21 protein-coding genes are annotated in these 20,516 nt (G+C 71.4%); 9 read left to right on the top strand and 12 right to left on the bottom strand.

The window, feature by feature from the left end; translation table 11 throughout:
* Nucleotides 1-177 precede the first annotated feature (177 nt).
* Nucleotides 178-393, top strand: a complete 216-nt coding sequence (locus ACFV9M_RS39010) for a hypothetical protein (RefSeq protein ID WP_385068690.1) — start codon at nt 178-180, stop codon at nt 391-393.
* A 114-nt stretch (nt 394-507) separates the two neighbouring features.
* Here ACFV9M_RS39010 and ACFV9M_RS39005 read toward each other — a convergent pair whose 3' ends face one another.
* The 7 genes from ACFV9M_RS39005 to ACFV9M_RS38975 form a co-directional block, all read right to left on the bottom strand.
* Nucleotides 508-1,257, bottom strand: a complete 750-nt coding sequence (locus tag ACFV9M_RS39005) for a hypothetical protein (protein ID WP_385068692.1) — start codon at nt 1,255-1,257, stop codon at nt 508-510.
* A 50-nt stretch (nt 1,258-1,307) separates the two neighbouring features.
* Nucleotides 1,308-1,703, bottom strand: coding sequence for a hypothetical protein (locus ACFV9M_RS39000; protein ID WP_385068694.1), 396 nt, complete (start codon nt 1,701-1,703; stop codon nt 1,308-1,310).
* 25 nt (nt 1,704-1,728) lie between these two features.
* Nucleotides 1,729-3,105 (bottom strand): hypothetical protein, encoded by a 1,377-nt coding sequence (locus ACFV9M_RS38995; protein WP_385068695.1) that lies wholly within the window; start codon nt 3,103-3,105, stop codon nt 1,729-1,731.
* A 637-nt stretch (nt 3,106-3,742) separates the two neighbouring features.
* On the bottom strand, nt 3,743-4,219 hold the full coding sequence (locus ACFV9M_RS38990; RefSeq protein WP_385068696.1) for a hypothetical protein: 477 nt from the start codon (nt 4,217-4,219) through the stop codon (nt 3,743-3,745).
* A gap of 29 nt (nt 4,220-4,248) precedes the next feature.
* Nucleotides 4,249-4,377 carry a hypothetical protein gene (locus ACFV9M_RS38985; protein WP_385102683.1) on the bottom strand — a complete coding sequence of 43 codons (129 nt, stop codon included), beginning with the start codon at nt 4,375-4,377 and terminating at the stop codon, nt 4,249-4,251.
* A 93-nt stretch (nt 4,378-4,470) separates the two neighbouring features.
* Nucleotides 4,471-5,241, bottom strand: a complete 771-nt coding sequence (locus ACFV9M_RS38980; RefSeq protein ID WP_385068699.1) for a hypothetical protein — start codon at nt 5,239-5,241, stop codon at nt 4,471-4,473.
* Nucleotides 5,242-5,362: 121 nt separating this feature from the next.
* Nucleotides 5,363-5,995 carry a TetR/AcrR family transcriptional regulator gene (locus tag ACFV9M_RS38975; RefSeq protein WP_385068726.1) on the bottom strand — a complete coding sequence of 211 codons (633 nt, stop codon included), beginning with the start codon at nt 5,993-5,995 and terminating at the stop codon, nt 5,363-5,365.
* 110 nt (nt 5,996-6,105) lie between these two features.
* Here ACFV9M_RS38975 and ACFV9M_RS38970 point away from each other — a divergent pair, with 110 nt between their 5' ends.
* The 3 genes from ACFV9M_RS38970 (at nt 6,106) to ACFV9M_RS38960 (ending at nt 9,317) form a co-directional block, all read left to right on the top strand.
* Nucleotides 6,106-6,525, top strand: coding sequence for a Dabb family protein (locus ACFV9M_RS38970; RefSeq protein ID WP_385068701.1), 420 nt, complete (start codon nt 6,106-6,108; stop codon nt 6,523-6,525).
* A 525-nt stretch (nt 6,526-7,050) separates the two neighbouring features.
* Nucleotides 7,051-8,724, top strand: coding sequence for a M4 family metallopeptidase (locus tag ACFV9M_RS38965; protein ID WP_385068703.1), 1,674 nt, complete (start codon nt 7,051-7,053; stop codon nt 8,722-8,724).
* A gap of 71 nt (nt 8,725-8,795) precedes the next feature.
* On the top strand, nt 8,796-9,317 hold the full coding sequence (locus ACFV9M_RS38960) for a DUF1990 domain-containing protein (protein WP_385068705.1): 522 nt from the start codon (nt 8,796-8,798) through the stop codon (nt 9,315-9,317).
* Here ACFV9M_RS38960 and ACFV9M_RS38955 read toward each other — a convergent pair.
* Nucleotides 9,295-9,771, bottom strand: a complete 477-nt coding sequence (locus tag ACFV9M_RS38955; RefSeq protein ID WP_385068707.1) for an ATP-binding protein — start codon at nt 9,769-9,771, stop codon at nt 9,295-9,297. The two genes, ACFV9M_RS38960 and ACFV9M_RS38955, sit on opposite strands and share 23 nt — an antisense overlap.
* A 228-nt stretch (nt 9,772-9,999) precedes the next feature.
* On the opposite strand from ACFV9M_RS38955, the gene ACFV9M_RS38950 reads away from it, so the two are divergent.
* Together ACFV9M_RS38950 and ACFV9M_RS38945 are read left to right on the top strand one after the other, a co-directional pair.
* Entirely contained in the window at nt 10,000-10,854 is an 855-nt protein-coding gene (locus ACFV9M_RS38950) for a helix-turn-helix domain-containing protein (protein WP_385068708.1), read from the top strand.
* A 12-nt stretch (nt 10,855-10,866) separates the two neighbouring features.
* A complete protein-coding gene (locus ACFV9M_RS38945; protein WP_385068710.1) occupies nt 10,867-11,058 on the top strand; it encodes a DUF397 domain-containing protein in 192 nt (63 codons plus the stop codon).
* 180 nt (nt 11,059-11,238) lie between these two features.
* On the opposite strand, the gene ACFV9M_RS38940 is transcribed toward ACFV9M_RS38945, so the two are convergent.
* Both ACFV9M_RS38940 and ACFV9M_RS38935 read right to left on the bottom strand, forming a co-directional pair.
* The gene (locus tag ACFV9M_RS38940; protein WP_385068712.1) at nt 11,239-11,847 is read right to left on the bottom strand and encodes a hypothetical protein; all 609 of its coding nucleotides are present in this window, start codon (nt 11,845-11,847) and stop codon (nt 11,239-11,241) included.
* A 249-nt stretch (nt 11,848-12,096) separates the two neighbouring features.
* Complete coding sequence (locus ACFV9M_RS38935) at nt 12,097-12,468, bottom strand: MerR family transcriptional regulator (RefSeq protein WP_385068728.1); 372 nt, start codon at nt 12,466-12,468, stop codon at nt 12,097-12,099.
* 109 nt (nt 12,469-12,577) lie between these two features.
* Here ACFV9M_RS38935 and ACFV9M_RS38930 point away from each other — a divergent pair, with 109 nt between their 5' ends.
* The gene (locus tag ACFV9M_RS38930; RefSeq protein ID WP_385068714.1) at nt 12,578-13,525 is read left to right on the top strand and encodes an alpha/beta hydrolase family protein; all 948 of its coding nucleotides are present in this window, start codon (nt 12,578-12,580) and stop codon (nt 13,523-13,525) included.
* Between the two features lie 170 nt (nt 13,526-13,695).
* On the opposite strand, the gene ACFV9M_RS38925 is transcribed toward ACFV9M_RS38930, so the two are convergent.
* Together ACFV9M_RS38925 and ACFV9M_RS38920 are read right to left on the bottom strand one after the other, a co-directional pair.
* On the bottom strand, nt 13,696-14,745 hold the full coding sequence (locus ACFV9M_RS38925) for an aldo/keto reductase (RefSeq protein WP_385068716.1): 1,050 nt from the start codon (nt 14,743-14,745) through the stop codon (nt 13,696-13,698).
* A gap of 156 nt (nt 14,746-14,901) precedes the next feature.
* The gene (locus tag ACFV9M_RS38920) at nt 14,902-17,526 is read right to left on the bottom strand and encodes a glycosyltransferase family 1 protein (protein ID WP_385068718.1); all 2,625 of its coding nucleotides are present in this window, start codon (nt 17,524-17,526) and stop codon (nt 14,902-14,904) included.
* A gap of 331 nt (nt 17,527-17,857) precedes the next feature.
* On the opposite strand from ACFV9M_RS38920, the gene ACFV9M_RS38915 reads away from it, so the two are divergent.
* The gene (locus ACFV9M_RS38915; protein WP_385068720.1) at nt 17,858-19,078 is read left to right on the top strand and encodes a S8 family peptidase; all 1,221 of its coding nucleotides are present in this window, start codon (nt 17,858-17,860) and stop codon (nt 19,076-19,078) included.
* A 655-nt stretch (nt 19,079-19,733) separates the two neighbouring features.
* The coding region (locus ACFV9M_RS38910; protein WP_385102680.1) for a maltotransferase domain-containing protein at nt 19,734-20,516 on the top strand (783 nt) is incomplete at its 3' end.

Genomic DNA, 20,516 nt, shown 5'->3' with positions numbered 1-20,516 from the left:
GATCTCGGACGGGTCGACGACTCACCGTTACCGACAGCGGCCATGACCTCCTCGACGAAGCCGCCCGTCTCCTCTTTCTGCTCGACGAGTCCAGATCACCCCCTCGTCCGTGCCCAGAACATGACAGTGACCTCTCGATGGTCTTGAAGAGTCCGTCGACAGGTATCGCTCCCAAGCATGAGCGCCGAGAAGCTGATCGACAGGGACCGGCTGATGGGTGAAGTTGAGCGCGATCAGGAGATCCTCGGCATCCGAATCCCCGTGCCGCCTGATCGGACGGTGCCCCTTCTCCTCGGGCGGCGCCATCGTCATGTTCACCGGTACGTCGGCCCGGCGAGGGGCGTCGTGTTGCTCACCAAGGTTCGAGCTGACATACCCGCACAGGACTCGTAGGAGCCGTGTGCGGGTATGTGAATCTGACTCGGATCGGCGGCTGTTGACGGAGACGGCCACGTACCGCAGCCGCGCGGGACGGCGCATTCACACGGCTTCTCGATGATGCCGGCCTCAGTCGGCACAGTGCGCAGCGACGGTCGGCGCGGTCATGACGGAGTCCTGGCCGTACGACTCGGTGTGCCGAACGAACCTGTAGCACTGCCGGTCCCCGGAGGCGCGCACGAGGACCGTGACCGTGACGGTGTGGCCCTGGCCGGTCACGGTGGTCACCTCGTAGGTGGCACCGCGGATCGGTTCCAGGAGAAGCTGGACCTCGTCGCGGGTCACGGTGGTCCGGGTGATGGTGCGCAGTGCTTCCCGGGCCGTCTGGGCGGCGTTGGTGATCGCCTGCCGCTGTGCGCAGACGTCGTCCGGCTGGGTGGTCACCTTCGCCTGCCAGGTGCCGCCGTCGCGTTGGAAGGCCAGGGCGTAGCAGCGCGTCACCCACTCTGTGCGGGTGGCTCCCCATACGGCGGGCCTGATCTCGTACGGACCGGAGAACAGGCTGACAGCGGTCAGACGGTCCGAGGTCTCGTCGTACGTCACCTTCGGCGCCACCGCTCCGTCGCCGAGGTCGGGATCCCTTCCGTCGCGCAGGGCGATGTCCTCCGCCGCCGCTTCGCTGGTGTCCCGCGCCGCCGTCAGGTCCCGGACGGTCACCGACGCGGCATGACGGGCCTGTTCCTCCACGGCCGCCAGCGCCTGCGCACGGCGGCTCTCGTTGCCGGTGTCGGCCCGGTGGAAGGCGTACAGCATCCAGGCGAGGACGGTGCCGGCGACCAAGATCAGGAGGACAAGCGTGAGCAGGCAGCCGCCGGTCACGGCGCGGGAGGCTCGCCCCGTGACCGGCGTGGAGGTGGACGCGGGTGCCACTAGCTGCCCGTGTAGCCGATGTCGGCGAGGGTCTGGTCCATCACAGCAGAGTAGGCGGTGGTGCCCCGGTCCTTGGGGTGGAAGGACTCCAGGCTGGCGCAGATGCCGCCCGAGGTGACCGGGATGCACGGAACCGGGTTCTCCGGGTCTCCCGAGTGGTAGTCGCCGTCACCGTTCGGGCCCGCCACGATGCGGTTGATCCACTCGTCGCTGTCACAGATGCCGTGACCAGCGAAGGCGCTGGTGGGATCGGCGAAGACCACTCGCAGTCCCGAGCTCTTCAGCGCGGCCACCTTGGTCTGCTGCTTGTCCCGCACGTCGTCGGCAAGGGCGTTCAACGTGTCGAAGTCTGCCGTCAGACACGGGTCGTCGGCGACGATGTGCGGATAGCCCATGAGGACGATCTGCGCGTGGGGAGCCTTAGCGGCGATCTCGCCGAGAAGTCTGCCGATACTGGGTGTAGCAGTCGGCGTCCGGGCAGTCCGGCGGGTTGCTGGAGTCGCAGTTGTTGGCGGAGTTGCAGAAAGTGCTCAGGGGCGGCTTGATGGCGCTGCGCTCGGCCTCGGTGTTCCACCACGCGGGGCGGAAGCCCGCCGAGGAGTACCCGGTCTCACCCGGCCAGTCCTGCCGGCCGGAGGTGGCGTAGGAGAAGCCGGTGTCGACGGACCAGGCGGACCAGCCCATCACCTTCTCCTCGTAGGGCCAGTACTGCGGGTGAGCGGCATCCCACGGCCAGTTACCCGGATCCACCGACATGTCCATGAACGGGTCGCGGTCCGGCGGGTAGGCCGGGTTGGCAGGGTTGTTGTACCAGCCCAGGCCCCAGTTGCCGTTCTCGGCCTCGGCGGAGCGGGGGTTGAAGCCGAGGTTGTAGTTCCACAGGGCGGCGAACCAGTTCTCGGGCTTGGCCGGATCGTCGTTGTTGACGGTGATCGTCTGGTTCGACTCGTGCAGCTCGTTCCACTTGTCCGCGAGGATGTACAGGGACGCGGCGACGTTCACGGTGTAGTCGAGAGCCACTGCGCGCTGGGTGCTCGCGGGCAGCGCGGTCTCGCCCTCCTTCTCGTAGCCGGCGAGCCGCATGCCGTCGGTGACCTGTCCGACGCCGTAACCGCAGTCGGAGTTCGCCCAATTGATCTTCCAGTACGACGCCGGATCGTCGCCCTTGTGGCCGTAGAAACCTGCGTAGGAGGCCAGCGGGCTGCCCATCTGGCCGGGGATCGCGCCCGGTTCGGCCTGCCACAGGTTCGACTCCTGCGCCATCACGCCGAGCAGCACGTTGGCCGGGATACGGCCACCGCCGGTCAGAGGCGGGCGCGGGAAGAGGCCCTGCGGGTCGATAGTGCCGATCCCGATCTGGCCGCGCCAGCCACCCTGGGTGAGATAGCTCGCGCGCAGTTCACCGCGTACGGCCATGTCGACGGCCCACTCGACCTGGTTCGGAGTGGGCTGCAGCGCCTGGGAGTTGACATCGTTGCGGGGCACCGAGCACCAGCGGTCGGTGTCGACCGGATCGTTCGCCCGGGCGTCGGCCGCCGTGAGGGCGGGCGCGGTGGTGGTGCCGGTGAGGGCCGGGGAAACGGCCGCGTTGCCGCTGTCCGCCGTGGTCTGCGTCACCGACTGGGTGAGCTTCTCGCCGGTGGTGGTGGCGGTGGACGTCACGGTGATCGGCTCGTCGCTCGCGGCGGTGGCTGGCGCGCCGATAACCGGGCTCTCTTGGCCCATACCGCTCTTGTCGAAGCCCTTGCCCGCGTCCTTGATCCGGGCGAGACCGTGGCGGACGCCGGGGGTGAGCACGGGGTCGACGGCGAGGCGTCCCAGGGAGGAGATGTCTGTCTCAGCGGGGGCGTCCAGGAGCGTGACGCCCGAGTCCTTCAGTTGGGTGCCGACGGGTTTCCCGGTGAGGAAGACCCTGCCCTCGGCGCCCTGTGCAGGTCCACGTCCCCTAGTTTGCCGGAGGCGATCACGGAGGGTCTGCCCTGCCCTCGCCACAGTTTGGCGTGCGCGGTGGAGTCGCCCTGGCGGTCGAGGAAGGCGACGTGCCTGTCACGGGTGGGCCGGATGTCGACCTGGCCCGAAGGCGTTGGCGTGGCCTGCTCAGCAGCACGGCCGGGGGCTGGTGCCGCGGTCGCGGCCTCGGCGGCTTGCAGGAAGCCGCCGGTGAGCGCGGCGCACGCCGCCGCGGAGGCCCATCCTCTGCTGTATCGGCTTCTTCGTCTCAAGGGTTCTCCAAGGTCCGGAAGAGCAGTTGACGGGACGGACTCCGCAGCCTCACCGGTGCATGGGTCATCGGCTCAGCGGCGGAGGACTTCGGCGGGCGGCGCGCCAGGCCGGGCAGAGGCCGGCGGGCAGCCCTGTGAGAGGCAAGAGGACGCGGCTGCACACCGGAGGTGACGGCCACGACGAGGGCGGCCGGGTGCCCAGCCGGTGCCAATCAGCCCTGGCTGCCGAGCGAACGGACCTCGACGGCCAGATCACTCAGAGGGATGCTGTGCGCGCCCTGGACGCTGATCTCGGTCAGCAGGCTCGCGCGAGGGGCCAAGGGGCCGCCGCTGTCGACGGCCCCTTCGTAAAGGCTCACTTGCTGCCCGCCCGGACTCGCATGGACCTCGATGTGTGCTCGAACGACGCGGGGCGCACTGGACGGGTTGGTGAGGATCACGGGAAAGGTGACTATGTCCCCTTCCCGCGATGGCGCGTACGCCGTCACGCTGTTGTCCGTTGAGGCGGCGACCCGCGAGCCGAGCCGCTTCTTCTGCTCGGCGGTGACCGTGCCGGTGAGCGGTCCAGCGGTCGGGCTGGATGCAGACGGGTAAGGCGGGAATCCGCGCGCGAGATCCTCGTTGGCACTTGTCGCCAACGAAACCCCGCCGTACGCGGCAGCACCGACGATCGCCACTCCTGCCGTCACGCCGGCCAGGACGCGCCTCGCGCTCGGCATCAGCCGGCCAGTTCGGCGTTGGCCGCAGCCACCGCGTCACTGTTGCGCGTGCGGGTGGAGTTCAGCCTGTCCTGGTGCTCGGCTATCTGCGCCTTCTGGATCTTTGTCTCCTGAGGAGCGGGAATCATTGGCTGCCGCTCGCTCACGGCGGGCGATGAGAGCAGCGGCTCAGGCGCTGCGCGAGGTCGCAGGGACGGGCCAAGCCGCCGAACGTGCGCCGCTCATTCGGTCAGCCGCGTCGACCGTGGCCACGAGGGGACGGCGCGCGGCCGCGGACTCTCCCCGAGAGCCCCGGTCATAGTACGGGCCGCGTCCTCGATTCGCCATCCTGGATGCGGGTAGCTGCGGCCAAGCGGACCGCAGATCCGCCAGAGGCGGTGCCGGCCACAGAGCGAGTACGGAAACGTGGCGCTCCGGCCCGAGCCCGCCGGACGAAGGGTGATCAGGCCCACGGACGGGAACATCCACTCGGGCGCGGCCCCGCCAGTCCCAGCTTGCGCCACCCGGCCAAGAAGCCCAAGGGTGGCGAACTCTCCGAACGAAACAGGGCGATCAACGCCACGCTCCGGGGCATCCAGGCTGTCGTCGGCCGGCTTGACGTACGACGCCACGCCATCCCAGGTCATCTGTGGCACTTCCGCCCAGCCCAGGATCTTCTCCTGGTAGGTCCAGTCGCCGGGGTGTGAGGCGTCGTCATAGCTGTAGCGCAGGAACGGCTGCCGGTCGGCCGGGTAGTTCGGCTTGATCGGGTTGTTGAAATAGCCCAGGCCGACGGGGCCGGACGTGTAGACGCCGGAGTTGTAGCCCCACAGCGCCATGTACCAGTTCTCGATGTAGGCCGCTTCGCCGCCGTTGGTGCTCATGCCCAGGGCCTTGAGCTGGTTCCACTTCTCGGCCAGGATGCTCAGACCGGCGGCGATGTTCGCCGCGTAGTCGGTGGTGACGGCGCCGGCGCGCAAGGTGTCGAGCTGCTGGGCGTCCTTCTCGGACATGCCGGTGGTCACCTGGGCGATGCCGGAGCTGGTGCGGGCGGGCGGCGCGTACGCGGCGCTGTGGGCGACGTGGCACGGGGAGCCGCGCGGAGCGTCGTAGCCGGGCCGGTCGACGGCGGGCTCAGCTGCCGTACGCCCTGAGGAACGTGTCTCCCGCGGCCTTTGCCACCTCCCGTGTCCGGGCCGCCGTGACCTGGTGGGTGCCGAGGCGGGAGCGGGTCTCCAGCGGGCCGGTGAGCAGGGCGAGGAACTGCTCCGCCGCGACCGCCGGGTCGCACGGGCGCAGCCGGCCGGACAGGACGAGCCGGGCCAGCCGGTCGGCGAGGGCCTCGGCGAGCCGGACCGAGGTGCGCGACTGGACCGTGTCGATCAGGTCGGGGAAGCCGCCGACCTGGGAGTAGGTGAGCCAGCGCAGGGCGCGGGAGCGTTCACCGCAGCACACCGCGAGGAGCCGTCGGCCGACGTCCTCCAGGGCCGCGCGGAGGTCGTCCCCGGGATCGCGCAGGCGGTCGACGACGGCGAGGTTCTCCGCGAGGACCGTGTCGGCGGCGTCCTCCAGCGCCTGCCGGAAGAGGGTCTCCTTGTCGTGCAGGTGGTTGTAGACGGTCGGCTTGGCGACGCCGGCCTCGTCGGCGATCTCCTGCACACACGCCTGCGCGTAGCCGCGGCGCGCGAACACGGTGAAGGCCGCGTCGAGGATGGCCCGGCGCTTGTCGATCCGCCGCCGCGTGGCCGGAGTTGTCGCGTTCACCAGCGCAGCGTACCGCTCTGTGCTGAACTGACGGGGACACAGTTCTGAACCCACGGGTTCGATAAGGGGGTTCGGGGCCCAGGGTCCCGGGCGCGCAGAGCCAGGAGGGGCACGTGATCGTCAACATCCTGCGGTTCAGCTTCAAAGAAGGCGCGAGCGAGGAGGACCGGGCCGCGGTGCTCGCCGCGATGCGACGTACGGCGTCCGTGGAGTCCGCGTCGTTCGGAGTGGTCGGCCAGGACATCGGCGACCCGGCGGAGGGCTTCACGCACGCCTACTGCGCCGGGGTGGCCGACCTGGCCGCACTGGAGCGATACCTGTACGACCCGGTGCACCTGGACGGCGACCGGGAGATACTGCCCCACCTCCAGCGGCTCGCGGCCGTCCGCTTCTCCGACGACCCCGACCCGGAGCTGGACGCGAAGGTGCTGGCGCTGCACCAGGCGAAGGTCGCCCGGTACCCGGAGTGGGAGCGGGCACTGGCGGCGATCCCGGAGTCACCCTTCCGAGCCGCGCGCCCCACTGACCTCTGAGCCGCACACCCCACCGGCCTTCGGGCCGCACACCCCGCCGGCCTCCGGGCCGCACACCCCGCCGGCCTCCGGGCCGCGCGCCCCGCCGGCCGCTGAGTCACACGCCCCACTGACCTCTGGGCCGCACGCCCCAATGGTCCGCATAACGAACGAGAACTCCCGGACACCGAACCGTTTCCGGCCAACTTACCGACGTACCCCCGACGGAGAGCGCTCGTCCCGCCGACGCCCGACCCGACGGCGCGCCGTCGAAGAACCCCGCCGTCCTGGAGGTCCCACTCCCCGGGGCGGCGTCCTCTTTTTGCCGGTCCCTTACCTCCGACCGGTTGGCCCTTGACCGAGGTCACGCCCTTTTACACGGCGGCAACGTTCACCGTCCGGTCGGTTTCCGGCCAACATCACGTGGGGGTCATGACATGTACGCGACCTCGGTGCCACGCTTCCTCTCACCCGCCGCACAGCCTCAGCACAGCACCGGCCGGCCGCCCCACGCCGTCCGGGCTCCCCCACACCCAAGGAGCTTGTGTGACTGTCTCGCCCGCCTTCTACGCGCGTCACAAGCGCACCACCCTGGCCGTCGCCACCGCCGTAGCGGCCGGAGCCCTGATCACCACCGGCCTGACCGGCGGCACCGCCGCCGCGCAGACCCCCGCGGACTCCACGAGCGCCGGGCCGCTCGCCGTCCCCACCGCCCTCGCCCCGGCCGCCCGCACCGCCCTCATCCAGGACAAGCAGGCCGACGCCCCCGCGACCGCGCGGGAGATCGGCCTGGGCACCCAGGAGAAGCTGGTCGTCCGCGACGTGGTCAAGGACGCGGACGGCACGGTCCACACCCGTTACGAGCGCACCTACGCGGGCCTGCCGGTCCTCGGCGGCGACCTGGTCGTCCACGAGTCGGCCTCGGGCGCGGAGCAGGGCGTCACCAAGGCCACGAACAGCACCATCGAGGTCGCCTCCACCACCCCGGCCGTGACCGCGGCGAAGGCCGAGACCCAGGCGCTCTCCCTCGCGAAGGCGGCGGGCTCGGAGGACACCGAGGCCTCCCAGGCGCCCCGCAAGGTGGTCTGGGCGGGCAACGGCAGCAAGCCGACGCTCGCCTACGAGACGGTCGTCGGCGGCCTCCAGGAGGACGGCACCCCGAACGAGCTGCACGTCATCACCGACGCCGCCACCGGCGCGAAGCTGTACGAGTACCAGGGCATCGAGACCGGCACCGGCAAGAGCCTGTACTCCGGCACGGTCACCCTCGGCACGTACCTGTCGGGCTCGACATACCAGCTGTACGACACCTCGCGCGGCGGCCACAAGACGTACAACAAGGCACGCAGCACCAGCAGCTCGGCGGGCACGCTGTTCACGGACACCGACGACACGTGGGGCACCGGCGCCGCCTCCAGCTCCTCCACGGACCAGACGGCGGCGGTGGACGCGGCCTACGGCGCCCAGACCACCTGGGACTTCTACAAGACCACCTTCGGCCGCAACGGCATCAAGAACAACGGCGTGGCGGCGTACTCCCGCGTCCACTACGGCAACGCCTACGTCAACGCGTTCTGGGACGACAGCTGCTTCTGCATGACGTACGGCGACGGCTCGGGCAACGTCAAGCCGCTCACCTCGCTCGACGTGGCCGGCCACGAGATGACCCACGGTGTCACCTCGAACACGGCGGGCCTGAACTACTCCGGCGAGTCCGGCGGCCTGAACGAGGCGACGTCCGACATCTTCGGCACGGCGGTCGAGTTCTACGCGGCGAACTCCTCCGACCCCGGCGACTACCTCATCGGCGAGAAGATCGACATCAACGGCGACGGCACCCCGCTGCGCTACCAGGACCAGCCCAGCAAGGACGGCGCGTCCGCCAACTACTGGTCGTCGACGCTGAAGAACCTGGACGTGCACTACTCGTCCGGCCCCGCGAACCACTTCTTCTTCCTCCTCTCCGAGGGCAGCGGCGCGAAGACGATCAACGGGGTCTCGTACAACTCCCCCACCTACAACGGCTCGACCATCACCGGAATCGGCCGCGCCAAGGCGGTCCAGATCTGGTACAAGGCCCTGACGACGTACATGACGTCGACGACCACCTACTCGGGCGCCCGCACGGCGACCCTGAGCGCGGCGTCGGCCCTGTACGGCTCTTCCAGCACCGAGTACGCGACGGTGGCGGCGGCCTGGACGGCGGTCAACGTCAGTTGAAGTCAGCGTAGTTGAGCGAGGGCGGCACCCGGGAGGTGAACATTCCGGGTGCCGCCCTACGCTTGGGCACCATGTCTTCGGAGGACTTCACGTACGCCGATGTCGGCGCGACCCGCGAGCGGCCGGAGTTCTGCCCGCCCGGCTTCCACTCCCTGCACGTGCGCACCCGCCTCGGCGAGGGCGAGGAGGTCTTCCGCCGCGCGGCCGAGGCCGTCCTCACCTGGGAGATGCACCGCTCGCTGGGCGTCGGCATCACCACCGACGCGGACCGCGCGGCCCCCGGCGTGGACGTCACGGTGACACTGGCCGGCGTGATCAAGGCCCCCTGCCGCGTCGTCTGGACGGTCGAGGAACGCCGCCGCGCCGGCTGGGCCTACGGCACCCTGCCCGGCCACCCCGAATGCGGCGAGGAGGCCTTCGTCGTCGACCGCACGGGCGACGGCACGGTCTGGCTGACTGTCTCCGCCTTCAGCCGCGCGGCCAAGTGGTACGCCCGCGCGGGCGGCCCCGCGACCCGGGGGTTGCAGCAGGCGTACGCGCGCAGGTGCGGGACGGTGCTGCGGGGGCTGGCTACAGCGGGGGTGGAGGAGTAGCCCCCGGCGCGCCGACCGCGAACCACAGCAGCTTGCCCGCACCGCGCGCGAGCCGGCCGTCGCGGTCCGCGACCGACCAGCCGCCCCAGGAGTCGGCGTACTCCTGCACGAGGTGCAGCCCGCGCCCGCCTTCGCAGTCCACGTCCGGCATGGGCCCGCGGTCCCCGGGCGGCTTGGCGAAGGGCGCCGGGATGCAGGGGTGACTGTCCCACACCCCGACCCTGAGCCGCCCGTCCCCCAACGCCGTGAGCCGCAGCGAGGCGGGACCCTCGGTGTGCAGGTAGGCGTTGCCGACCAGCTCGGACGTCAACAACTCGACGACGTCCAGGGCGTCCTGTCTGCCGTGGCCACCGAGCACCGCCCGGACGGTCATCCGTGCGACCCGTGCGGCGCGGGGGTCATGCGGCAGACGAAGGGAGTACACCCAGGTGTCGGGCAGGGCTACGGTGACCATGGAACACCTCCGGGAGGAGAGGGGGCTTGGACGACTCGCTCACGGCCGCGCCCGCCGGTGGCACTGCTTGGCTTGGTGCGCTTCCGGCTTGTGGGCGGGGGTTGTTGAGCGGTATGGCTTCACCGTAGCCCCCGAATGGAAGATGCATCTTCCATAAGCAGTAGATACACCCGTAATTAGCTCGTGTGAGGGACACGCGTGTCGAACCGCGGTCCGAGAGGAGAGCCCTTGCCGCCCACCAGCGCCCCCACTCTGCGCCTGCGGCGACTCGGCGCCGAACTGCGCAAACTGCGCGAGCGCGCCGGATACACCGTCACCGGTGCGGCGTCACTGCTGGGCGTCAACCAGGGACGCGTCAGCATGATCGAGACCGGCCGCAGCCCCGTCAGCGCCGACCGCGTCCGCGCGATGGCATCGGCCTACTCCTGCTCGGACGGACGACTGGTCGACGCGCTCGCCGCGATGACCGGCCGTCGCGGTCGAGGCTGGTGGGAGGAGTACCGCGAGCACCTGCCCGCCGCGCTGGTCGACCTCGCCGAACTGGAGGACCAGGCAGCCACACTGCGCGTGGCCTTGGTCATTCACATTCCGGCGCTCCTGCAGACCACGGACCACGCCCGCTCCCTGTTCCGGGCCGTGGTGCCCGCGATGCGCCAGTATGAGATCGAGCATCGCCTCACGCACCGCATCAAGCGCCAAGGCATCCTGTACCGGGAATCCCCGCCACCGTACTCGGCGATGATCCATGAGTCGGCGCTGCGCATGGGCTTCGGTGGCCCCGCCGTCGCCCGGGCACAGCTCGAGCACCTGCTGGACATGAGCGAACTGCCCGACGTCACCATCAGGGTGATCCCCTTCGGGACGGAGCACTTCCCGAGCACGGGCCAGTCTTTCGACTACCTGGCGGGACCTGTCCCCCAACTCGACACGGTCCAACTGGACACGCACCACGGCGGCTGTGGATTCCTCGACGCGGAGGCGCAGTTGGACAAGTACCGTGCTGTACTGGATCACATGGAGTCGTGCGCTCTGGCCCCCACCGCGTCACGCGACTTCATCCACAACCTCGTCCGGGACATCTGAGAGGCGACGACCGTGCCCACCCTCCACTGGCAGAAGTCCTCGTACAGCGGTGACAGCTCGAACTGCATCCAGGTCGCCGCCACCGCCACCGGCACCACCCACCTCCGCGAGAGCGACGACCCGAACGTCGCCCTCACCACGACGGCGTCCCGTCTGCGCGCCCTGATACACAGCGTCAAGGGGGATCAGGAACAGCTCACGTGACCTGGCGTGCGGCTTCCCGCGTCACAGGCCCGCGAAGGGGTCCGCGGACTCGCCGGTCCGTGGACCCACACCGTCGTCGAGAAGCAGCTGCTTCCCGAAGTTCAGGAACCGGGCCGGACCCCGCCCCCTCGTGCCCTCAGCAGGGCTTCGGCGTAGCGCACCGTCGGATGGAGCCAGCCCTCAGATGGTCGGGGTGTCGTCGACAACCGGCCTGTGAATCTCAACGACCGGCTTCCACCCCGCGGAGAACTCGATGAAGTCCGCACGGGTGGGGTAGGTGTCGATCGCGCGACGGTCGCGCTTGGGGCTCTCGCTCCCCTTGCGCCCCCGGGGAATCTGCTCCTCGAAGATGTCGACCTTCACGTCGGGAACCTCCTTGAGGCCCTGGCGCCAGATCTGCACGATGTCGGCGCCGAACGCCTGCCGCGCCGCAGCGTAAAGGGCCGTGAGGGCCCCCTTGTCCCCACCAGGGACGAAAAGTGCCAGGTCCAGCACGACACCGGCGGACTGGAGGACCTCGATGGTCACCGAGCCGTTCTCGTCGGCCACGTAGATCCCGGCTTCATTCTCGTCGTCGGGAAGGCAGGAGACCTCTTCCTGGAATACGGTCCTCGCCGTGATCGAGCCGCCCTCGAAATGCTCGCCGGACTTGGTCAGAAAAGCAGGGACATAGCAGTCGGGAAGCTTGAGTTCTGCCGTGTCGGCGGAAATGAAGATCCTGTCCTTCACGTCGAGCTTCGTCACCTCTTCCAGCGAGAGGCGGCGAGCGGCGATCTTCTCCGTGTTCACGATTTCCCTTTCAGGTTGCACTGTCCCTCCGAACAAGGACGCTACCACGAAACCCTGAGGTCAACTGCCCAGTAATCGTTGGGTAAATGGCCTCCGACGACCTGCACGGGAGGATGCCGAAGCGAGTGCCACTCGGCCGGGAACACGCATCCGCCAGGTAGTGTCCCTCGTCATGGTGTCGGGGATCAACTGGCGGTTGCATTTCGGTGCATTGGGTAGCACGGAGGAACTGAAAGAGAGGCAGGCCGGTCACCGAGGCCCGCAGTGCCGGCCCGTCCGCCAGTTCACGGTGGCCGCGGTGATGACCGTGTCCAGCCTCTCGCGGGTGCTCACCAGGTCGCCGATCTGCCGGTCGATGCGGTCCCGTTCGGCCGAGAGACGGTCGAGGAGTTCCGGTGTGGCCTCGCCGTCCACCACGCACGGCAGCAGTTCGACGATCGCCTTGCTGGACAGGCCGGCGGCGTACAACTGCTGGATCAGCCGGACCCGGTCCACGGCGCTGTCGGGGTAGTGCCGCTGGCCGCTGGGGCTGCGGTCGGCGGCGAGGAGGTCGTGGTCCTCGTAGTAGCGCAGCGCCCGCACGCTGACGCCCGTCCTGCCGGCCAGTTCGCCGATGCGCATCACGTCGCCCTCCACTCTTGCCTCTGACGTCAGCGTCAGGTTTTAGCGTATCGGCGACGGACGCGCCGCGGCCGTATCAACCGCAGAGCAAGGGTGAGGACGTTCTTTCATGACCACATCAGACAGGGCGACGGCAGGCGGGTCCATCGGCGCACCCGCTCCCGTCGTCTCGGTGAAGCCGGTGGTGCTGGAGGCGCCGGGCCGGGGTGACGATCTGCGGGTGAAGGTGTCCGCACCCGTGACCGGGAGCGCGTTGCCGGTCGTCGTCCTCTCGCACGGCTTCGGGTCGTCGCTGGACGGCTACGGCCCCCTGGCCGACTTCTGGGCCGCTCGCGGTTTCGTGGTGGTCCAGCCGACCCATCTCGACTCCCGGAGCGTCGGCCTCGCCGCTGACGATCCCCGCACACCGCGGCTCTGGCGCTTCCGCGTCGAGGACATGAAGCGCGTTCTCGACCGGTTCGATCTGCTGGAAGCCGCCGTCCCCGGTCTCGGCGGCCGTGTCGACCGCAGTCGCATCGCCGTGGCCGGGCACTCCTTCGGCGGCCAGACGGCGGGCATCCTGCTGGGCCTGCGCGTCCTCGATCCGGTGAGCGGGAGGAGTGAGGATCTGTCGGATCCGAGGGTCACGGCAGGTGTGCTGCTGGCCACGGCCGGCCGGGGCGGAGCCGACCTGACGCCGTACGCGGCCGAGCACTTCCCGTTCATGAAGGGTCCGGACTTCTCGCACATGACGACGCCGGCCCTCGTGGTCGCCGGTGACAAGGACGACCTGCCCCTGTCCGTCAGGGGACCTGCGTGGACGTACGACCCGTACCTCCTGAGCCCGGGTGAGAAGAGCCTGCTCACCCTGTTCGGGGCGGAACACTCGCTCGGCGGGATCGCCGGCTACGAGGTCCGGGAGACGACGGACGAGAGCCCCGCGCGCGTCGCCTTGGTCCAGCAGGTCACGTGGGCCTACCTGCGCCACGCACTCGGCATCGAGGACACCGGCTGGACGGCCGTGCGGAAGGCGCTGTCGGACAGCAGCGCGCCCCTGGGCCGGATCGAGTCCAAGTGACGTCCGGCGTTCCGGGAAGCGGTCCGTCTCCGCCGACCGGGCGCGGCACGGGCGGATCGGGTGGCTCCGGTGGCTCGGGCGGCTCGGGCGGCCTCCCGCGGGGCGGAGCCGGGCCGGACCCGGGTGGGTCCCCGGGCCGGACCCGGTGAGTCCGGCCCGGAGTCCTCGCCTCAGGCGGCGGAGCGCGACTCCGCCGTCCGCCGCCGCAGCGCCGGAGTGGTCAGCGACGGCGGAGCCCAGGCGCCGTCCGGCGGGTAGACGTCGGTGCCGGGTGGCACGATCGCGTCGATCCGGTCGAGGGCGGCGTCGTCCAGCACCACGGACGCGCCCTTGAGGGTGTTCCGCAACTGCTCCATGGTGCGCGGGCCGATGATGACCGAGGTGACGGCGGGGTGCGCGAGCGGGAAGGCGGTCGCCAGCTCCGGGAGCGAGCAGCCCACCTCCTCCGCCACGGCGACGAACTGCTCGACGGCGTCCAGCTTCGCGGCGGTGAGCGGCGACGACGGGTCGAAGCGGGCGGGGTTCAGGGTGGGGCGTCCGCTGCTCAGGTCGAGGTCCTGGCCCTTGCGGTAGCGGCCGGTGAGGAAGCCCGAGGCCAGCGGGCTCCAGGTGAGGACCCCCATGCCGAGGCGCTGCGCCACCGGCAGCAGATGCTTCTCGACGCCTCGGGCCAGCAGCGAGTAGGGCGGCTGCTCGGTGCGGAACCGGTGCAGCCCGCGGCGGTCGGCCACGTGGTACGCCTCGACGATGTCGTCCGCGGGGAACGTCGAGCAGCCGAACGCCCTGATCTTGCCCTGGCGCACGAGGTCGGTCAGGGCGGAGAGCGTCTCCTCGATGTCCGTCGTGTGGTCCGGCCGGTGCACCTGGTACAGGTCGATCCACTCCGTGCCCAGCCGCCGCAGGCTGTCCTCCACCTCGCGGACGATCCAGCGCCGCGAGTTGCCGCCCTGGTCGGGTCCGTCCCCCATCGCGAAGTGGACCTTGGTGGCGAGGACCACGTCGTCGCGGCGGCCCTTGAGCGCCTTGCCGACGATCGTCTCCGACTCCCCTGCCGAGTACATGTCGGCGGTGTCGACGAAGTTGATCCCCTCGTCCAGCGCGGCGTGGACGATCCGGACGCAGTCGTCGTGGTCGGCGTTGCCCACGGAACCGAACATCATGGTGCCGAGGCAGTAGGGACTGACCTTGATCCCGGTCCCGCCCAGAACGCGGTGGCGCATGCAACTCCCCCTGGGTGCAGTCGACTCGGGGCCGCGACCGGAGGCGGGCGTGGCCTGACGAGCGCACACTACGAGGTGGAGTGCGCTCAAGGGCAAGCCCGGGGATCGCGGTGCACCGGGAGGGGCGGCGTCGACGCCGCCCCTCCCGGGCCCCGGTCACCGATACAGCACCCCCGCCCCCTCCACCAGCTCGTCCGACGGTCCGGCCACCAGGCCCAGTTCCGCGCCGGACGCCAGCAGGCGGTGGTCGGGGAGGATGCGGATCGTGTAGCCGTAGGGGCCGGTGCGGTCGAGGGAGAGGGGGCCCTCGTAGATCCAGCTGCCCTCCAGGTCGGGGCCGCTCGTCGGTTTCAGGGGGACCGTCGTCGCGTCGGTGATGCGGTCCTCCGTGTCGACGCGGCCGGAGACGGCCTGGACCTCGACGTCGTCGGGGGCGAGGTCGCCGAGGCGCAGACGGACGCGGAGGGCGAGGGTGCCGCCGAGTTCGGCGGTCGGGGTGGCGGCCGAGGTCTCGACGTGGTCGACGGTGACGGCGTGCCAGGCCGACCGCACCCTGGCCTTCCAGGCGGCGAGCTCGCTCGCGGTGTCCGGGTCGAGTGCGCGGTGGGCCTGGGCGGCGGGGACGTAGAGCCGTTCGACGTACTCGCGGACCATGCGGCCGGCCAGGACCTTGGGGCCCAGCAGGGTGAGGGTCTGGCGGACCATCTCGATCCAGCGGTCGGGCAGGCCGTTGCGGCCGCGCTCGTAGAAGCGGGGGGTGACGCGCTGTTCGAGGAGGTCGTAGAGGGCCGCCGCCTCGATGTCGTCGCGGCGGTCGGGGTCCGTGCCGGCGCCGTCGGCGGTCGGGATCGCCCAGCCGAAGTCGGGCCGGAACCACTCGTCCCACCAGCCGTCGAGGACGGAGAGGTTGAGGCAGCCGTTGAGCGCCGCCTTCATGCCGGACGTGCCGCACGCCTCCAGCGGGCGCAGGGGGTTGTTCAGCCAGATGTCGCAGCCCGGGTAGAGCTTCTGGGCCATCGCCATGCCGTAGTCGGGGAGGAAGACGACACGGTGGCGGACGCGCGGGTCGTCGGCGAAGCGGACCAGTTCCTGGACGAGCCGCTTGCCGCCGTCGTCCGCCGGGTGCGCCTTGCCGGCCACGACGATCTGGATCGGCCGCTCGGGGTGCAGCAGCAGGTCCATCAGCCGGTCGCGGTCCCGGAGCATCAGCGTGAGGCGCTTGTACGACGGGACGCGGCGCGCGAAGCCGATGGTGAGGACGTCGGGGTCGAGGACGCCGTCGATCCAGCCCAGCTCGGCCGTGCCCGCGCCGCGCTGGCGCCAGGAGGCGCGCAGCCGGGCGCGCACCTCCTGGACGAGCTGTTCGCGCAGGTCCCGGCGGAGGTCCCAGATGTCCTGGTCGGGGATGTCGGCGACGGAGTCCCAGCGGTCGGAGCCGCCGACGCTGAGCGCGTCCTCGGTGCGCTGGGCGCCGACCCGGCGGGCGCCGAGGCGCAGGACCTCGGGGGCGACCCAGGTCGGGGCGTGCACGCCGTTGGTCACGGAGGTGATCGGCACCTCGGCGGCGTCGAAGCCGGGCCACAGGCCGGCGAACATCTCGCGGCTGACCTGGCCGTGCAGCAGCGACACGCCGTTGGCGCGCTGGGCCAGGCGCAGGCCCATCACCGCCATGTTGAACAGGTTGGGTTCGCCGCCGGGGTAGGTCTCCATGCCCAGGCCGAGGATGCGGCCGACGTCCATGCGCGGGAGTTCGGCGCCGGGGCCGAAGTGCCGGGCGACCAGCTCGCGGTCGAAGCGGTCGATGCCGGCCGGGACGGGGGTGTGCGTGGTGAACACCGTGCCCGCCCGGACCGCCTCCAAGCCGGAGCCGAAGTCGAGCCCCTCGTCGCAGAGTTCGGCGATGCGCTCCAGGCCCAGGAAGCCGGCGTGCCCCTCGTTGGTGTGGAACACCTCGGGCGGGGCGTGCCCGGTCAGCCGGCAGTACGTGCGTACCGCCCGGACACCTCCTATGCCGAGCAGCATCTCCTGGAGGAGCCGGTGCTCGCTGCCGCCGCCGTAGAGCCGGTCGGTCACCCCCCGCTCGCGCAGGTCGTTCTCCTCGACGTCGGAGTCGAGCAGCAGCAGCGGGACGCGGCCCACCTGGGCCAGCCAGATCCGGGCGCGCAGCCGCCTGCCGCCGGGGAGGGCGAGGGAGACCTGGGCGGGGGTGTCGTCGTCCTCCTCCAGGAGGGTGAGCGGCAGCTCGTTGGGGTCGAGGACGGGGTAGTGCTCCTGCTGCCAGCCGTCCCGGGACAGGCTCTGCCGGAAGTAGCCGTGCCGGTACAGCAGCCCCACCCCGATCAGCGGCACGCCCAGGTCGCTGGCGGCCTTCAGATGGTCGCCGGCCAGGATGCCGAGGCCGCCGGAGTACTGGGGCAGGGCGGCCGTGATGCCGAACTCGGGGGAGAAGTAGGCGACGGCGGCGGGGAGGGAGGCGGAGCCGTCCTGGGTCTGGTACCAGCGGTCGCCGGTCACGTAGTCGTGCAGTTCGTCGACGGCGGCGGTCAGCCGGCGCAGGAAGCGGCGGTCCTCGGCCAGTGCGGTGAGGCGCTCGGGGCGCACGCCGCCGAGGAGCCGTACCGGGTCCTTGCCGGAGGCGGCCCAGCGTTCGGGGTCGACGGACTGGAAGAGGTCACGGGTCTCCGCGTGCCAGGACCAGCGCAGATTGCGGGCCAGGTCACCGAGCGGCCGGAGGGGTTCGGGGAGAAGGGGTCGGACGGTGAATCGACGGATCGCCTTCACATTCCACCTCGGCGTGCGTGAGGAAGAGACGCACGGCGGTGTGCGTCCACGTCGTGGATGACGGTACCGGGGTCGGCGCGGGTGGCGCCGAGGGCTTGCCGCCCCCGGGTGCCCGGCTTTCGGCCCGGTACCGGCCCGGTCGCCCGGCTCCCCCGGACGGCGGTACTCACCGCGCCCCGGGGGACGCTCATCCTGTATGGCCGATTCCGTCCCCTGAAGACCCCTCGGGCCACCTTGTGGTGCTTCGCCCCGCACGAGAGGCTGCCCCATGCGTACCCGGCGCCGGGAACCCGCGCCGCCGTAGGCCGAGTCGAGGAGGGGAACGCGGACCATGGCACGGACGCGAACACGGCGTCTGCGCCGGGTGGGGGGTCTGGTCGCGGTCGCCACGACCGTGGCGTTTTCGGCCAACGCCCTGCCCGCGCACGCCGCACCGGAGGGGACGATACGCGGCGCCGGAGCACCCGGCTCGGTCCGCGGCGGCTTTCTCGTGACGCTGAAGAACGGGGTGAGCGCCCCGTCGGAGGCCGGCCGCGGCATCGCCGCGCGGTACGGCGCGAGGATCGGCCACACCTACGGCACGGTCCTCAACGGCTTCTCCGTCGAGGCGAGCGAGAGACAGGCCCGGCGCCTGGCGGCCGATCCGCGGGTCGCCTCGGTCGTCCAGGACACCCGGGTGACGCTCGGGGGCACGCGGCGCGGTGCGACGCCCCGGAAGAGCCCGCCGCCCTGGGGGCTGGACCGCGTCGACCAGCCGTCCCTGCCCCTGGACGGCAGCTACACGGCCCCGAAGTCGGCGGGGGCCGGGGTGACGGTGTACGTCATCGACACCGGCGTCCGCGTCACCCACCGGGACTTCGGCGGGCGGGCCTCCTACGGCTGGGACTTCGTCGGCGGCGACCGCACCGCGTCCGACGGCAACGGTCACGGCACGCACGTCGCCGGGATCGTCGCGGGCGCGAGCGCCGGCGTCGCGAAGAAGGCGAAGGTGGTGGCCGTCCGGGTGCTGGACGACGCCGGCGCGAGCACCACCGCGCGGGTCATCGCGGGCATCGACTGGGTCACCCGCAACGCGCGGGGACCGGCCGTCGCCGTCCTCAGCCTGGGCGGCCCGTACAACGAACGGCTGGACGCCGCCGTGCGCGCCTCCATCCGCTCGGGCGTCACCTACACCGTCGCCGCGGGCAACGGCGGCCGGCCGGCCGCCCTCCACTCCCCGGCGGGCGTCCGCCAGGCCGTCACCGTCGGCGCGACCGACCGCGGGGACGCCCGGGCGGCCTTCTCCAACCACGGCTCCGCCCTGGACCTGTTCGCCCCCGGTGTGTCGGTCACCTCCGCGTCCCACACGAGCGACACCGGGCGCGCGACGTTCTCCGGTACGTCGATGGCGGCGCCGCACGCGGCGGGCGCGGCCGCCCTGTATCTGGCCGGCCGGCCCAAGGCCACGCCCGCCCAGGTCGAGCGGGCGCTGGTGGCGGGGGCGTCGCACGGCAAGGTGTCCGGCCGGGGAGCCGGTTCGCCGGACAGACTGCTGCGGGTGCCGCGTTCCTGACGGCGGGACACCGTCCCCGGCTCCGGTACCGGTTCAGGTCCCGGCTCCGGTCCCGGCTCCGGTCCCGGCTCCGTTGCCACTGAAAGGCCGGTCCTGTGCGGAGACATACGCGCGAGTAGTTAACAGAATCCCGGATTGCTCACCCGAAAAGGGTGGGAAGGCTCCTCCGGTACACGACCCCGTACGCCCCCCGTACGACACCTCGTACGGCCCGAACACAACCCGGCGCGCCCGGGTGCGAGCACATCCCCGGCCCGTCCGGGTACCCGTACGGGACCCGGCGCGACCGGAGACGAGTACGACCCCGGGCGCATCCGGCCACCAGCACCACCCGGGTCCGCCCGGGCTCACCCGCACCACCCGGGTCCGCCCGGGAGCCACCGGCACCACCCGGGTCCGCCCGGTCCCCACCAGCACCATCCGGGTCCGCCCGGTCCCCACCGGCACCATCCGGGTCCGCCCGGTCCCCACCAGCACCACCCCGGTCCCCCGGGAACCAGCACCACCCCGGGTCTCCGGGAACCAGCACCACCCCGGGTCTCCGGTAGCGGCAGCGCCACCCCGGGTCCCGCCCGGGCACCACCGGCACCCCCGCCGCAGGACCCACCTCCCCTCGTCCATCCGCCCACCCACGTTGATGCGGACAGGAGCGGTCATGCCCGCCACGCACCACTCGTCAGCACCCCCGACACCCCGTACGTCCCGCACCACGGCACCAGCACCCTCCGTGCGCCCCTCCGACGCCGGACCGCCGGCCCCGGAGCGATCCTCCGCGGGTGACGTGACCGCCGTGGGGCGCATACCCGTCCTCGACGTCCGCCCGATCGTGCAGCACGGCCGCCGGCCGGCCAAGGCGGTCACCGGGGAGACGTTCCAGATCTCGGCCACCGTGTTCCGCGAGGGCCACGACGCCGTCGCCGCCGACGTCGTCCTGCGCGACCCCGAGGGCCGCCCGGGCCCGTGGACGCCGATGCGCGAACTCGCCCCCGGCACCGACCGCTGGGGCGCCGACGTCACCCCGGACGCGCCGGGCCGCTGGACGTACACGGTGGAGGCCTGGGGCGACCCGGTCACCACCTGGCGCCGGACCGCCGGGGTGAAGATCCCGGCGGGGATGGACACCGAGCTGGTCCTGGAGGAGGGCGCCCGCCTGCACGAGCGGGCGGCCGCCGAACTGCCCGACGGGCAGGAGCGGAAGCGGGCCGTGCTGCTGGCGGCCGCCGACGCGCTGCGCGACGCGACGCGTCCGGCGGCCTCCCGTCTCGCGGCGGCGCTGACGCCGGAGGTGGAGGAGGTGCTGGCCCGCCATCCCCTGCGGGAACTGGTCACCGCGTCCGACACCCTGCCGCTGCTGGTGGAGCGGGAACGGGCCCTGTACGGCGCGTGGTACGAGTTCTTCCCCCGCTCGGAAGGGACGCCCGAGCGCCCGCACGGAACG

The organism is Streptomyces sp. NPDC059895, from assembly GCF_042731035.1.
Taxonomy (GTDB): Bacteria; Actinomycetota; Actinomycetes; order Streptomycetales; family Streptomycetaceae; genus Streptomyces.
This window is presented reverse-complemented; position numbering and strand designations above follow the sequence as displayed.

Bases quoted from the DNA above. Each gene is read 5' to 3' on its own strand.
- ACFV9M_RS38925 (WP_385068716.1), bottom strand. From the start codon at position 14,745: ATGCGCCACCGCGTTCTGGGCGGGACCGGGATCAAGGTCAGTCCCTAC.
- ACFV9M_RS38960 (WP_385068705.1), top strand. From the start codon at position 8,796: ATGTCTTCGGAGGACTTCACGTACGCCGATGTCGGCGCGACCCGCGAG.
- ACFV9M_RS38915 (WP_385068720.1), top strand. From the start codon at position 17,858: ATGGCACGGACGCGAACACGGCGTCTGCGCCGGGTGGGGGGTCTGGTC.
- ACFV9M_RS38985 (WP_385102683.1), bottom strand. From the start codon at position 4,377: ATGATTCCCGCTCCTCAGGAGACAAAGATCCAGAAGGCGCAGATAGCC.
- ACFV9M_RS39010 (WP_385068690.1), top strand. From the start codon at position 178: ATGAGCGCCGAGAAGCTGATCGACAGGGACCGGCTGATGGGTGAAGTT.
- ACFV9M_RS38955 (WP_385068707.1), bottom strand. From the start codon at position 9,771: ATGGTCACCGTAGCCCTGCCCGACACCTGGGTGTACTCCCTTCGTCTG.
- ACFV9M_RS38935 (WP_385068728.1), bottom strand. From the start codon at position 12,468: ATGCGCATCGGCGAACTGGCCGGCAGGACGGGCGTCAGCGTGCGGGCG.
- ACFV9M_RS39000 (WP_385068694.1), bottom strand. From the start codon at position 1,703: ATGGGCTATCCGCACATCGTCGCCGACGACCCGTGTCTGACGGCAGAC.
- ACFV9M_RS38930 (WP_385068714.1), top strand. From the start codon at position 12,578: ATGACCACATCAGACAGGGCGACGGCAGGCGGGTCCATCGGCGCACCC.
- ACFV9M_RS38980 (WP_385068699.1), bottom strand. From the start codon at position 5,241: ATGTCCGAGAAGGACGCCCAGCAGCTCGACACCTTGCGCGCCGGCGCC.